The organism is Thalassobaculum litoreum DSM 18839, from assembly GCF_900102465.1.
GTDB lineage: Bacteria > Pseudomonadota > Alphaproteobacteria > Thalassobaculales > Thalassobaculaceae > Thalassobaculum > Thalassobaculum litoreum.
Window position 1 is genome coordinate 44,698 of record NZ_FNBW01000020.1, and the last position, 13,950, is coordinate 58,647.

Sequence of the window (13,950 nt, forward strand, 5' to 3'; positions counted from 1 at the left end):
GTCTCTCGCGGGATTTCGCGGGTGCGAGAAACTAGACGGGCACCGGGCCCAGATCAAGGCGCGATGGAGTCATGCCGCACTGCAGTCGGCGGCGGATAACGCCCTGCAAAGACTCCCGATACGGCTCAAGGAATGGAACCGCACCCCCACCGGTCTCGTTATCAGAGAGAAAGGTGGTTACTCGACATGGAAAAGGTACTCATCATCCTCAGCATGTTCGGTTGCTCCGACGCGGGCAACCAGTGCGACCTGCTCGACACCGGCGCCGAGGTCTTCCAGTCCCGCGCAGCGTGCGAGCGGCAGATCGACGCCTCGATTCACACCGGGATGGACGCGCCCTACCCCACGATCATCGCCAATTGCGGTACGCCCGAAGAGACCGCGCTGATCTTGAAGGATCTGGCGCCCGGCGCCCCTGACGGCGCGGCCATCGCATCCAAGGAAATCGACTCGCACCCCAATTCCTGACGCTATCGCCCTCCTGATGTTATCGCCGCAGCCCGGCATAGCGCACGACATCGGCCAGCGAGCCGATCGTCGTGGCGCTCAGCCCCGAGGTGATCTCGATGCCGCGAGCGGTGACCGCCCGGTTGCCCTGATGGTTCAGATAGCTGTTGGGGTCGGCCCGCAGCAGGCCGAGCACGACGTCGGCCAGCAGCCGGCTGCCCACCGGCCCGAGGGTACGCCCGCCGCTCAACGCCGCCGCCTCGCGCAGAACGTAGAACCACAGCGGCGTGCGGTCCGCGAAGCCGCCGGCGGCGACGGCGCGGGCCAGCACCGGATCGTCCCCGGCGACCTGCTCCGTGCTCATCGGCACCAGACCGAGACGACGGGCCACCGCCTGGCCGGTCGGCAGGCTGCTGAGATAGCCTTGAAGCAGACGGCGTTGCGCCCGCCCGGTCATCGCCCGCACCGCGTCGGTGCGGCCGCCCAGCCCCCGGGTCAGGCGGGGCCCGATCGGCCGCGCCCGCTGCGGGCCGGGGATGCCCGCCTCCGCGAGATCGACATAGTTGCGCCAGCAGATCACCGCCTCCGGCTTCAGCCGGTGGTCCGGTCCGACCAGCCGGCCGGGCGGATCCTGGGCCTCGTCGAGGGTCAGGGTCAGCCCGTCGTTGACCGTGTAGGCCGGTCGCACCATCGAGTCCGCGAACGGCAAAGCGCCCAGCGCGAACTCCAGAGGCATGGCCGCGGCGCCGCCGGACGGCCGGAAGAACCGGGGGCCGTTGGCCGTCACGTCTGCCAGCACCTCCGCATCGCAGACCGCGGGCAGGAACGCGTTCACGACAAGGTACTGATAGGCCCAGCGCACAAGCCGGCGGGTCTGGCTCCACCGGCTCTGGGTCGAGCATCCATGGGTGCTCTCGAACACCACGTTGTTGAAGCGCAGCATCGCCGCGTGGAACTGACTCAGGTTCAGGCACCCGTCATTGCGCCCGTCGCCGACGATCGCCCGCCCGGCCGAGACGCCGTCGACATGACGCGGCAGATCGAGCCGCCCGTCGCGGTCGAACCGGACCTTCAGGCGCAACCCGTCATAGAGCTGGTCGGAGCTGGCGCCGATCCGGTCGGGGCAGCCGAGCGCCGCCCCCAGACCGGGGCCGTCGCCGTAGAGGCTGGCGAGGTCGAACTGCGGGCGGCGGCCGTTGACGATCCGCCGGACCAACAGATCCGGGGCCATCGGCGCCAGAACGGACCCGGCGGCGACATCGCGTGCGCAGGCTGGTGCCGCGCCCTCTGGAATCGCGCCGTCCGGCAAGGGGGTCGGGCCGGCCTTCCGGTCGATCCGGGCCGTCAGGTCGTGGGCAATGAACCGGGCGAAATAGGTCATGACCGCCGGCAGGGTGCCGTCGGTGCGGATCTCGGCATCGGCCCGGGTGCCCGGATCGCCCATGGCCGCGCCCAGATCCAGGAGTCCGTTCACCGTGCGGTCGCATGCCGGCAGCAGACAGTCCGGCGACCGGGCGGCATCCTCGAACAGATAGCCGAAGGCGCCGCGCCCTGCCGTCTGACCCTCGGTCTCCGCACCATCCTGCTGACTGAAATGCATATCCATGTCCTCTTCCCTATCGAAGAGGCGGCTCCCCGCCCGCCACGGACCCCGGAGGATCCGGCGCCCTTGTGCGCCCTCCGACGGGGCGCGGCAGTGGTCTTTGCCACGTGGTTAACAGGAAATGAACGCACACCCTTCTTTGAGGCGCCGACGCCGGTCGCCGTCCGGTTGTGGGGTGGCGCGCGCCCCCTTGGGGAGCTATGAGTCGGCCACGCATTTCGACTGAGGAGACCCCGCCCATGGCCAACCGTTTCGACCTCTCCGGCAAGACCGCGCTCGTCACCGGGGCGAGCCAGGGGCTGGGGGCCGGCTTCGCCAAGACCCTGGCCGAGGCGGGCGCGAAAGTGGCCCTGGCCGCGCGCCAGACCGGCAAGCTGGAAGCGCTGAAGGGCGAGATCGAGGCGGCCGGCGGGACCGCCGCCGCCATCGCCATGGACGTGACCGATCTGGACTCGGTCCGCGCCGCCTTCGACGCCACGGAAGCGGAGCTCGGCACGGTCGATATCCTGGTGAACAACGCCGGCATCGCGGTGACCAAGCCGTTCCTGGAGATGAGCGTCGAGGACTGGGACTCGGTGCTCGACACCAACCTGAAGGGCTGCTTCCTCGCCGGCCAGGAGGCCGCGCGCCGGATGGCCGCGCGCCACAGCGAGGGCGGCGAGGGCGGCTCGATCATCAACATCGCCAGCGTGCTGGGTCAGAGCGTGATCGGCCACCTGTCGGGCTACTGCACCTCCAAGGCGGCGCTGATCCAGCTCACCAAGTCCATGGCTCTGGAGCTGGCGCGGGTCGGGGTACGGGTGAACGCCCTGGCGCCGGGCTATATCGAGACGCCGATCAACACCGACTTCTTCCACACCCCGGCCGGCGAGAAGCTGGTCAAGGGCATCCCCCAACGCCAGCTCGGCCAGTCGGAGGATCTGGACGGCGGCCTGCTACTGCTGGCTTCCGAGGCCTCGAAATACATGACCGGGACGGTGGTGACCGTCGACGGCGGCTTCCTGGTAGCCTGAGCCATGGCCGCGCCCCTGATCGATCCCCGCGACCTGGACTTCGCCCTCTGGCGCGTCCTCGACGCCGAACAGCTCACCGGCTACGAGCGCTTCGCCGATCACGGGCGCGAGACCTTCGAGGCGGTGATCGAGACCGCCCGGCGCATCGCGGAGGACAAGTTCCTGCCGCACGCCGCCAAGGCCGACGCCAACGAGCCCTATCTGGAGAACGGCAAGGTCGTGCTGATCCCGGAGATCGCCGACGCGGTGCGCGCCTTCTCCGAGGCCGGGTTCATGGCCGCCCACCACGATGCCGACCGCGGCGGGATGCAGCTTCCCTGGACCATCCAGCAGGCCGCCTTCGCCCATTTCAAGGCGGCCAACGTGCCGACCGCCGCCTATCCGTTCCTGACCATCGCGGCGGCCAACCTGATCCTCGCCCACGGGTCGGAGGAACAGCAGCGGGTCTGGATGCAGCCGATGCTGGAGGGGCGCTTCCTCGGCACCATGGCCCTGTCGGAGCCGCAGGCCGGCTCGTCGCTGTCCGACGTGCGCACCACCGCGCGGCTACTGGACGACGGCACCTACGCCATCAAGGGCTCCAAGATGTGGACCTCCGGCGGCGAGCACGAGATCTCCGAGAACATCGTCCACATGACGCTCGCCCGCATCGAGGGGGCGCCGGAAGGAGTGAAGGGGCTGAGCCTGTTCATCGTGCCGCGCTACCGCCTGGACGAGACGGGCAAGGCGGGCGCGCCGAACGGCGTGCGGCTGATCGGGCTGAACCACAAGATGGGCTATCGCGGCACGGTCAACACCGCGCTCAGCTTCGGCGAGGAGGACGACTGCATCGGCTGGATCGTCGGCGAGCCGAACAAGGGCCTGCTGCAGATGTTCCACATGATGAACGAGGCCCGGGTCGGCGTGGCCTTCGGCGCCATCATGCTGGCCTATCGGGGCTATCTGGAGAGCCTGGCCTATGCCCGCGAGCGGCCCCAGGGCCGCCATCCGGGCGACAAGGACCCGACCACGCCGCAACTGCCGCTGATCGAGCATGCCGACGTCAAACGCATGCTGCTGCAGCAGAAGGCGGTGGCCGAGGGTGGGCTGATGCTGGCGCTGGACCTGGCCATGCGCATCGACCGGATGAACCACGACCCCGCGCCCGATATCCGTCGGCGCGAGGGCCTGATGCTCGATTTCCTGACGCCGATCATCAAAGCCTGGTTCTCCGACCAGGCACTGGTGGCGAACCACAACGCCATCCAGATCTTCGGCGGCTACGGCTACACCCGCGACTTCCCGGTCGAGCGGTTCTACCGCGACAACCGGCTGAATCCTATCCACGAGGGCACCAACGCGATCCAGGCGATCGACCTGCTGGGCCGCAAGGCGACGCAGAACCATGGCGCCGCCTTCGCTGCGGTGATCGAGGCGATCGACGACACGATCATCCAGGCCGCCGATATCCCCGAGGCCGCCGAAATCCGCGACGCCACCCGCATCGCCCGGAACTGGCTGGTCGAGATCACCCGCGAACTGACCCAGGCCGCCCCCGAGATCGGCCCGATCCGCCTGCTGGCCAATGCCGAGGCCTATATGGACCTCGCCGGGCTGACCGTGTTCGGCTGGATCTGGACACGGCAGGCGATCGCCGCCGCGCGGGAGGGCGGGGATTTCGCCCAGGGCAAGCTGGCCGCGGCCCGCTATGTCGCCCGCTGGGAGCTGCCGCGGGCCGAACAGCGCGCCCGGCTGCTGCAATCTCTCGACGCCACGCTTGTCGATGTGCAAGAGAGCTGGTTCTAGACCGCGATCGGTTCAGATCGAAACGATCTGAGCCGTGAATCGCCGTCTCACCTATTAAGACATTCCGCCGCTTTGTGGCTCACCCGTTCTGGAGGACGATCCCATGACCATCCAACGTCTCGGCGTATGCGGCGCCGGCATGATGGGTTCCGAAATCGCGCTGGTCTTCGCGCTCGCCGACGTCAAGGTCCGGCTGATGGACGCCAGCCAGGAATACGTCGACAAGGCGATGGCCAAGCTGGAGAAGACGCTGGATTCCGGCATCGGCCGCGGCTTCTTCGCCGAGGAGGACAAGCCCCGCGCGCTGGCCAATATCGAGACCTTCACCGACGTGTCGACCTATGGCGACTGCGACCTGGTGATCGAGGCGATCACCGAGGACCAGGAGGCCAAGGGCGCGCTCTACAAGGAGCTCGACAAGGTCTGTAAGAAGGACGCGATCATCGCGTCGAACACCTCGTCGATCTCGATTTCGGTGCTGGCCTCGTACTTCTCCGAGGAGCGCCAGGGCAATTTCCTCGGCCTGCACTTCTTCTCCCCGGTCAGCCGGATGAAGCTCGTGGAAGTGATCAGCGGCATGGACAGCGATCCGGAGGTGGTGAAGCGCGCCACCGCCATGGTCGAGCTGCCGGGCAAGACCCCGATCCAGGTCAAGGACGTGGTCGGCTTCGCGGTCAACCGCATCCTGTTCGCCATGTGGGACGAGGCGATCCGCCTGGTCGAGGAAGGGGCCGCCACCCCGGCCGATATCGACACCGGTTGCCGCCTCGGCCTCGGCCACCCGGTCGGCCCGTTCGAGCTGATGGACAACATCACCATCGACCTGACTCTGAAGGTCAGCCAGATCCTGGAAGACGCCTATGGCGACCGGATGCACACCCGGCCGACCATCAAGCAGCTCCACGCCGCCGGCCGCCTCGGCCGCCGCTACGGCCGCGGCTGGTACCGCTACCAGGACGGCAAGCGGGTCGACTGACCGCACAGCCCTACCCTGCCCGTCTCCTCGGCCCCGTGCCGGGGCCCAGGATGAGGAATGCTGGAACGCCGGAAGATCCCTCCAGCGCTCCAGCACGCGGCTTCCCTCGGTCCCGGCGCAAAGCCGGGAAGACAGGGAGTATCGCGGTAAGGGCACCCGGCACTCCGGCACCCCCTCCCCTACAACCGTCTCCCCGGGCCTGCCCCGGGGCCCAGGGCGAGGAGCGCTGGAACGCCGGAACGATCCTCCTCCGGCGCTCCGGCACGCCGCTCGCCTCGGTCCCGGCACATGGTCGGGAAGACGGAGAAGAGTGGGTGGGGGAGGAATCCCGCCTCCCCCGTTGCCCTGGCGCGCGCTTTCCTCTAACAGAGGGCGCCACCTGACGGTGGAACTGCGACGACCCGAAGGTATCTGCGTCCCGTGACCGACGATCCCGTCCTGGATCCTGCCCTGACCGCCCTTCTGCCGGCGGGGTTTCGCGACATCCTCGCCCCGAACGCGGCCAACGAGGCCCGGCTGATCGACGCCATGATGTCGACCGCCACCGGTCACGGCTACCTGCGGGTCAAGCCGCCCCTGATCGAGTTCGAGACCAGCCTGCTCCAGGGGCCCGGTGCCGCCACGGCAGAGCGCGTGTTCCGGCTGATGGACCCGATCTCCCAGCGCATGATGGGCTTGCGCGCCGACATGACGGCGCAGGCGGCCCGCATCGCCACCACAAGGCTGAAGAACGCGCCGCGCCCGGTGCGGCTCTGCTATGCGGGCGAGGTGCTGCGCACCACCGCCAACCAGCTCAACCCGGAACGCGAGGTCGTCCAGGTCGGCGCCGAATTGATCGGCAGCCCGACCGCCGAGGCCGATGCCGAGATCATCCTGGTGGCGATCGAGGCCCTGCGCGCGGTCGGCGTGGAACGCATCTCCCTCGACCTCATGGTGCCGACCCTGGTGCCCTCGGTGCTGGCCAAGCTCGGCCTGCCGGCAAAACCGCTCTCCGCCCTGCGCCAGGCGATCGACCGCAAGGACGTGGCCGCGGTGGAGGAAATCGCCGGTGACGGTGCCGCCGTGCTGGTCGGCCTGCTGGAGGCCGCCGGACCGCGCACCGAAGCGATGCAGGCCCTGTCCCGGCTTGACCTCCCCGGAGACGCCCGCGAAGCACTGGACCGGCTGACCGAGGTGGTCGAGCTGGTGACCGCGGTCGAGCCCGACCTTTCCATAACCCTGGACCCGGCCGAGAACCGCGGGTTCGAGTATCACACAGGCATCGCCTTCAGCCTGTTCGCCCGCGGCGTGCGGGCCGAGATGGGCCGCGGCGGACGCTACCGGCCGAACCACGACCCCGAGGGCACGGCCACCGGCTTCACCCTGTATCTGGAGCGAGTGCTGCAGGCCCTGCCGGACCCGAAGAAGCCGCAGACGGTCTTCGTGCCGCATGGCACGCCGCGCGATCAGGCGGCGGCGCTGCGCCGAGACGGCCGGATCACGGTGGCTGGGCTGACACCGGCGGACGATGCCGAGGCCGAGGCCCGGCGCATGGGCTGCACTTTCATTCTGCGCGACGGCCAGGTGGCCGCGCTGAACTGAGCTCGGGCCGGAGCGGCCCGCAAGACTGAGGACAACGGTATGAGCAATGTCGCGGTGATCGGCGCCCAGTGGGGTGACGAGGGCAAAGGCAAGATCGTCGACTGGCTGTCGGAGCGCGCCGACGTGGTCGTGCGGTTCCAGGGCGGCCATAACGCCGGCCATACCCTGGTCATCGGCAACCAGACCTTCAAGCTGAGCCTCCTGCCCTCCGGCGTGGTCCGCAAGGGCAAGCTGTCGGTGATCGGCAACGGCGTGGTGGTCGATCCCTGGGCCTTCGTCGCCGAGAAGCAGCGGATCGAGGAGCAGGGCATCGTCCTCACCCCCGAGGACCTGCAGGTCTCCGAAGTCGCCGCCCTGATCCTGCCGGTGCACCGGATGCTCGACCAGGCGCGCGAGAGCGCGCGCGGCGACAAGAAGATCGGCACCACCGGCCGCGGCATCGGCCCGGCCTACGAGGACAAGGTCGGCCGCCGGGCGATCCGCGTCGGCGATCTGGCCGAGCCGGAGACGGTGAAGGCCAAGGCCGCCTATCTCGCCGAACACCACAACGCCTATCTGCGCGGCCTCGGCCAGCCGGAGATCGACGCAGACAAACTGGTCGCCGAGCTGATGGAGATCGCGCCGAAGATCCTGCCCTATGCCTGCCGCGTCTCCGAGCGGCTCGACGCCGCCCGGCGCGCCGGCAAGCGCATCCTGTTCGAGGGCGCCCAGGCGGTGATGCTGGACGTCGACCATGGCACCTATCCGTTCGTGACATCCTCCAACACCGTCGCCGGCCAGGCCGCCACCGGCTCCGGCATCGGCCCGACCTCCATCGGCACCGTGCTCGGCATCGCCAAGGCCTACACCACCCGGGTCGGCGAAGGCCCCTTCCCGACCGAGCTGACCGACGAGATCGGCAAGCTGCTGGGCGAGCGCGGGCGCGAGTTCGGCGTGGTCACCGGCCGGGCCCGGCGCTGCGGCTGGTTCGACGCCGTGATGGTCCGCCAGGCGGTGCGCACCGGCGGCATCACCGGCATCGCGCTGACCAAGCTGGACGTGCTGGACGGGCTGACCGAGCTGAAGGTCTGCACCGGCTACAAGCTGGACGGCGAGACCATCGACTACTTCCCGGCCGGCATGGGCGCCCAGCAGCGGGTGGAGCCGATCTACGAGACCATCGAGGGCTGGAGCGAGAGTACCAAGGGTGCGCGCTCCTGGGGTCAGCTTCCGGCACCGGCGATCAAGTACATCCGTCGAGTGGAAGAACTGATCGGCGCGCCGGTCACCCTGCTGTCGACCTCGCCGGAGCGCGAGGACACGATCCTCATGGAAGACCCGTTCGCCGACTGATCTTAACCACACAACTGGCGGCTGGCGCGGGTCTTCGACCTCGCCGAACCGCGTGCTAGACTTCGGCCGCGCGTCCTGATTCGCGCGGCTGGAGGATCCTCACGTGGCGGAGCCAATCGTCCTCAAGGAGCGGGTCGAGATCGACGCCGATCATCCGCTCCCTGAGTTCAATATCCAGAACGCGGCGGCCTATGCCGCGAAAGCCCGGCGGGAAAGCCAGGGCGAGATGATCGCCTATGTCTGCGATCCGAGCATTCCGCATCGCCACGACGATCTGGAATCCATGCGCGGGTTCACCACCAACGGGCTGATCCGCCTCGTCGAATGGGGGGTGGTCACCTGGCGTCCCCTCAACCGGCGCCTGGCGGTGGTGGTCTACGAAAAGCCGCTCGGCGGCCGAATCGCGTCGAAGATCTCCGACACGATCGAGCCGATGAGCGACGAGGTCATCACCCGCAACTTCCTCACCCCCGCGATGGGCGTGCTGCGGGACATGTCGGCCCGCGGCGTGCCGCACCGCGCGATCCGGCCGGACAACCTGTTCTATTCGGATTCCGGCAAGCGTCACATCATCCTGGGCGACGCGCTCACCGCCCCGCCCGGCCTGCACAATCCGACCTTCTGCGAGACCCTGGAACAGGGCATGGCCGATCCGGAGGCGCGCGGCCGGGGTGGCGTCTCCGACGACCTCTACGCCATCGGAGTCTGCGTCATTTTCCTGCTGCTCGGCCGCAATCCGCAGCACGCGATGTCACCGACGGAGATCATCGAGCGGAAGATCGCCATCAGCTCCTACGCCGCGCTCACCGCCGGCCACCGGATTCAGATGAACATGGTCGAGCTGCTGCGCGGCCTGCTCGCCGACGACCCGAAGGACCGCTGGTCGGTGCGCGAGGTCGAGCTGTGGATCGGCGGCCGCCGCCTCACGCCGAAGCAGGCGAAGCTGCCGCCGAAGGCGGCGCGCCCGATCAACATCGCCGGCCGCGACCACGACAACGTGCGGTCGGTCGCCGAGGCGCTGGGCCGCAACTGGCTGGTAGCCGGCGAGGTGGTGCGCGGCCAGGACTTCGACAACTGGATCCGCCGCAGCCTCACCGACGAGCGGGTCATCGACGCCATGAACAAGACCCTGGGCAGCCAGGCCCTCCTGGCCAAGACCCCGGACAGCGAGAACCCCCGGCTGGTCACCCGCGCCTGCATGGCCCTGGATGCGAACGCTCCCCTGCGCCACAAGGGCTTCAGCGCCCATGTGGACGGCGTCGGCGCGGCGCTGGCGATCGGCTTCGACCGCGAGGACATCCGCCAGAAGGTGGCCGACTTCATCAATGGAAAGTTCATCGGCGCCTGGATGTCGCTGCAGACCCGCAACCGCGCCGATCTGAACGAGATGTACGGCCTGTTCGACAAACTGCCAGTACCGCTGAACATGACCGGCATCGGCTACGGCATCGAGCGGGTGCTGTACGAGCTGAACAAGCACCTGCACTGTCAGTCGCCGCTGATCGAGCCGTTCTTCGTCACCACCGTCGACCGGCTGATCCCGGCCCTGGAAGGCGCCTCGAAAAGCCGGGACCGGCCGCGCATGCCGATCGACCGGCACATCGCCGCGTTCGCCGCCGCCCGCACCGCCGACGTGGACGAGCGACACCTGCGCGCCCTCTCCAACAACAACCAGGGCGGCACCGACCACATCCTCGCCGCCCTTTCGCTGCTGGCCCGGATCCAGACAATGAGCAAGAACGGTCCGGCGCCGACCCTGGCCGCCTGGTTCGCGGAGCTGATGGAGCCGGCGGTCAACAGCTTCCACAATCTCAAGCAGCGCAAGGCCATCGAGGCGAACGTCGCCCGGGCCGCGGAGACCGGCATGCTGATGGAGCTGCAGGCGATCTATGCCGACCAGAAGGCGATCCAGCGCGACCAGCACGGCTACGCCCAGGCCCAGCAGGAGCACCGTTACTGCGGCGCGCAGATCGAGCAGCTCACCCTGGAACTGAACAACCGGGAACACATGGCGACCGAGTTGGGCGAGCAGGTCGCCGCCGTCACCTCGGGTGTCGTGGGGAGCCTGGGATCGACCGCCATCATCGTCATGTTCATGCTGTAACGCCTTTTACCTGATCCAGGACCCCTAGCCCCCGATGAGTGCCAACGCCGCCAGCTCCGCCGCCACCAAGACCATCATGTTCGTGCTCGTCGCCGGCGGCGCCGTTCTGTTCCTGCCGTCGATGATGCTGCTGGTGATCGGCATGACGCCGACCCTGGCCGCCATGCTCACCGACCGGCGGCGGGAGAAATACGCGACCCTCTGCGTCGGCTGCATAAATTTCACCGGAGTGCTGCCGTTCCTGATCGAGCTGTGGACCCAGGACCATACCTATGAGCATGCGTTCCAGGTGATCAGCTCGCCCTTCACCTGGCTGGTGATGTTCGGGGCGGCCGCAATCGGCTGGGCGATCTACTTCGTCGCGCCGGGGATCGTCGGCATGTTCATCGCCATGCGCGCCGACCAGCGGGTCGAGCGGCTGCGGCGGCGGCAGCGGGATCTGGTGGAGGAATGGGGGCCGGGCGTGGCCGGTAGCGCCGACCGGGAGGAGGACGACGCCAAGAAGGGAGCCCGGCGGGGCGGCGGGCGCGAAGAGTAGGTCCTTCGCACCCGCGCGTCGTTTGCGGAGTTTTCAGTGTATTAGATTCGATCTGAACCGATCGTGCTTTAGGCGTGATCCTTCAGGAGCTTCTGTTCCATCGCGGCGTTCTTGATCGACTTCTGCAGCTTCTCGAAGGCCCGTACCTCAATCTGGCGGACCCGCTCGCGGCTGATGCCGTATTCCTGGCTCAGATCCTCCAGGGTGGTCGGGTCGTCGCGCAGGCGCCGCTCGGTCAGGATGTGACGCTCGCGGTCGTTCAGGGTCTCCATGGCCTTGTTGAGAAGCAGGCGCCGCTTCTGCAGCTCCTCGTCCTCGGCCAGACGTGTCTCCTGGCTGACTTGGTTGTCGTCGACCAGCCAATCCTGCCACTCGCCCTCGCCGTCGATCCGCAGCGGCGCGTTCAGCGAGTGGTCGGGGCTCGCCAGGCGGCGGTTCATAGAGACGACGTCGGCCTCGGTCACGTCCAGCCGCTCGGCGATGGCGGTGACCTTGTCCGGCGACAGGTCGCCGTCCTCGATCGCCTGCATCTGGCCCTTGAGCTTGCGCAGGTTGAAGAACAGCTTCTTCTGAGCGGCGGTGGTGCCCATCTTCACCAGCGACCAGGAATGCAGGATGTACTCCTGGATCGACGCGCGGATCCACCACATGGCATAGGTCGCCAGACGGAAGCCCCGCTCCGGATCGAACCGCTTCACCGCCTGCATCATGCCGACATTGCCCTCCGAGATCAGCTCGGCGACCGGCAGACCATAGCCGCGATAGCCCATGGCGATCTTCGCCACGAGACGCAGGTGGCTGGTGACCAGCTTGTGGGCCGCGTCCGTATCCTCATGCTCGCGCCAGTTCTTGGCGAGGATGTACTCCTCCTCCGGCTCGAGCATCGGAAACTTGCGGATTTCCTGCAGGTACCGTGACAGATTGCCTTCGACGCTGATCGTGGGCAGTGTGTTGCCGCTCGACGCCATGCGGTTTCCTTCCGGTTCGGTCGTCTAATTCCAAGGTCTTTAGAGAAAGCCGGGCACGCGAAGACCCGCTCCCGCAGATCCTATATTTAGGGTCTGCGATGGCAATTTGAAGGCAGCCCGTCAGGCACCGCGCAACGCTCGCAGAAGCGTGATGAGGTCCTCGGGCAGCGGACTTTCGAAACTCAGCGGCTTGCCGGTCACCGGGTGGTCGAAGCCGAGTACCGCGGCATGCAGGGCCTGGCGGGGAAAATGCCGGACCGCCTCGCGCGCGCCGGCCGGAATCCGCGACACCCGCCCCCCGTGTCCGCGGCCATAAACCGGATCGCCGATCAGCGGATGGCCGATATGGCTCAGATGCACCCGGATCTGATGGGTGCGGCCGGTCTCCAGCCGGCATTCCAGCAGGGCCGCCCCGTCAGGCCGCTCCAGCGATCGGTAATGGGTCACCGCGTAGCGACCCTTTGCCTCGCTCACCACGGCCATGCGCTTGCGGTCCTTGGGATGGCGGCCGACAGGCGCGTCGATGGTGCCGGCCGGCGGCACCGGATGGCCGAAGCAGACCGCCCGGTAGGCCCGGTCGATGTCATGGGCGGCGAAGCGGGCCGCCAGTGCCGCATGGGCCCGATCGGTCTTGGCCACCACCAGCAGCCCCGAAGTGTCCTTGTCGATGCGGTGCACGATCCCGGGACGCCGGACCCCGCCGATGCCGGACAGGCTGTCGCCGCAATGGGAGATCAGCGCGTTCACCAGCGTATCGCGCGGCGACCCGGGGGCCGGATGGACCGTCATACCCGCCGGCTTGTCGATGACGATCAGGTCTGCATCCTCGAACAGCACCGTCAGCGGCAGGTCCTGGCCCTCGGGCTCGGCATCCTCCGGGGGCGGCAGGGTGATGCGGTACTGCGCACCCAGTTTGACCGCCGCCGAGGGGTCGGTTATCGTCGTCGCACCGTCGCTGACATTTCCCTGCTGGATCAAGGACTTCAACCGGGATCGGGACAGCAGCGGCGCCTCCTCCAGGCGCTCGACCGCGCCGGCGAGCCAGCGATCCAGACGATCGGCCGGCAAAGCCGCCAGGACGTCGCCGGAGGCTTCGACAACCAGAATTTCGGCATCCGGCGCCAGGGCGTCGGCATCAGACAGGATGGGATCATCGCTCATGAGCGGCACCATAGGCGAAGGCCCTTCCGGGGAGAAGCGGCGTGAGGTCCCGTATCTCGGCGTCGTCAAGATCGCCAGCGTCGTGATGGGGATCATGATCGTGGTCGGGCTGGCGGTGATCGGCGTCACCATCGCCAAGCGCCTCTCCGGCGCGGGGGAGGAGCCGCAGGCCAACGCACCGGTTACACCCTCGCCCGCCGCCGCCGCCACCGCGGCTCCCGGTGCGCCGGGCACACGGGACATCGCCATCCCGGCGCGGTCCCGTGTCGTCGACGTGCAAGCCGACGGCCGGCGGTTGGTGGTCCGGCTGGCGCTGTCGGGCGGCGGCACGGCAATCCTGCTGCTCGACGCCGACACCGGCGCGCGGCTCGGCCTGCTGACGCTGACACAGGAAGGCCGCTGATAAAGGAAGGCCGGTGACACGCCGGCACCGAGCGGTTCC

12 protein-coding genes are annotated in these 13,950 nt (G+C 68.3%); 9 read left to right on the forward strand and 3 right to left on the reverse strand.

All coding sequences use genetic code 11. The annotated features are described in order from the left end of the window. The first annotated feature begins 186 nt into the window (after nt 1-186). Nucleotides 187-468, forward strand: coding sequence for a hypothetical protein (locus BLS34_RS23320; RefSeq protein WP_139189441.1), 282 nt, complete (start codon nt 187-189; stop codon nt 466-468). Between the two features lie 19 nt (nt 469-487). Here BLS34_RS23320 and BLS34_RS23325 read toward each other — a convergent pair whose 3' ends face one another. Further along, nucleotides 488-2,053, reverse strand: coding sequence for a peroxidase family protein (locus tag BLS34_RS23325; RefSeq protein WP_093154298.1), 1,566 nt, complete (start codon nt 2,051-2,053; stop codon nt 488-490). A gap of 236 nt (nt 2,054-2,289) precedes the next feature. Between BLS34_RS23325 and BLS34_RS23330 the strand changes: the two genes are divergently transcribed. The 7 genes from BLS34_RS23330 (at nt 2,290) to BLS34_RS23360 (ending at nt 11,379) form a co-directional block, all read left to right on the forward strand. Beyond that, nucleotides 2,290-3,063 carry an SDR family NAD(P)-dependent oxidoreductase gene (locus tag BLS34_RS23330; protein ID WP_093154300.1) on the forward strand — a complete coding sequence of 258 codons (774 nt, stop codon included), beginning with the start codon at nt 2,290-2,292 and terminating at the stop codon, nt 3,061-3,063. 3 nt (nt 3,064-3,066) lie between these two features. Further along, on the forward strand, nt 3,067-4,848 hold the full coding sequence (locus tag BLS34_RS23335; RefSeq protein WP_093154302.1) for an acyl-CoA dehydrogenase: 1,782 nt from the start codon (nt 3,067-3,069) through the stop codon (nt 4,846-4,848). A gap of 103 nt (nt 4,849-4,951) precedes the next feature. After that, nucleotides 4,952-5,824 carry a 3-hydroxyacyl-CoA dehydrogenase family protein gene (locus tag BLS34_RS23340; RefSeq protein ID WP_028795299.1) on the forward strand — a complete coding sequence of 291 codons (873 nt, stop codon included), beginning with the start codon at nt 4,952-4,954 and terminating at the stop codon, nt 5,822-5,824. A 420-nt stretch (nt 5,825-6,244) separates the two neighbouring features. Then, the gene (locus tag BLS34_RS23345) at nt 6,245-7,405 is read left to right on the forward strand and encodes an ATP phosphoribosyltransferase regulatory subunit (RefSeq protein ID WP_028795300.1); all 1,161 of its coding nucleotides are present in this window, start codon (nt 6,245-6,247) and stop codon (nt 7,403-7,405) included. A gap of 39 nt (nt 7,406-7,444) precedes the next feature. After that, nucleotides 7,445-8,737: an adenylosuccinate synthase gene (locus tag BLS34_RS23350; protein WP_028795301.1), complete on the forward strand. Its 1,293-nt coding sequence runs from the start codon at nt 7,445-7,447 to the stop codon at nt 8,735-8,737. 103 nt (nt 8,738-8,840) lie between these two features. Beyond that, nucleotides 8,841-10,841: a protein kinase family protein gene (locus BLS34_RS23355; RefSeq protein WP_093154303.1), complete on the forward strand. Its 2,001-nt coding sequence runs from the start codon at nt 8,841-8,843 to the stop codon at nt 10,839-10,841. Between the two features lie 34 nt (nt 10,842-10,875). Further along, nucleotides 10,876-11,379, forward strand: a complete 504-nt coding sequence (locus BLS34_RS23360; protein ID WP_093154305.1) for a hypothetical protein — start codon at nt 10,876-10,878, stop codon at nt 11,377-11,379. Nucleotides 11,380-11,447: 68 nt separating this feature from the next. Here the strand turns inward: BLS34_RS23360 and rpoH are convergent, their stop codons facing one another. Continuing rightward, on the reverse strand, nt 11,448-12,347 hold the full coding sequence (rpoH, locus tag BLS34_RS23365; protein WP_028795303.1) for an RNA polymerase sigma factor RpoH: 900 nt from the start codon (nt 12,345-12,347) through the stop codon (nt 11,448-11,450). A 120-nt stretch (nt 12,348-12,467) separates the two neighbouring features. Continuing rightward, nucleotides 12,468-13,508: an RluA family pseudouridine synthase gene (locus BLS34_RS23370; RefSeq protein ID WP_215906203.1), complete on the reverse strand. Its 1,041-nt coding sequence runs from the start codon at nt 13,506-13,508 to the stop codon at nt 12,468-12,470. On the opposite strand from BLS34_RS23370, the gene BLS34_RS23375 reads away from it, so the two are divergent. Further along, entirely contained in the window at nt 13,507-13,911 is a 405-nt protein-coding gene (locus tag BLS34_RS23375) for a hypothetical protein (RefSeq protein ID WP_139189442.1), read from the forward strand. The genes BLS34_RS23370 and BLS34_RS23375 overlap by 2 nt on opposite strands. Nucleotides 13,912-13,950 lie beyond the last annotated feature (39 nt).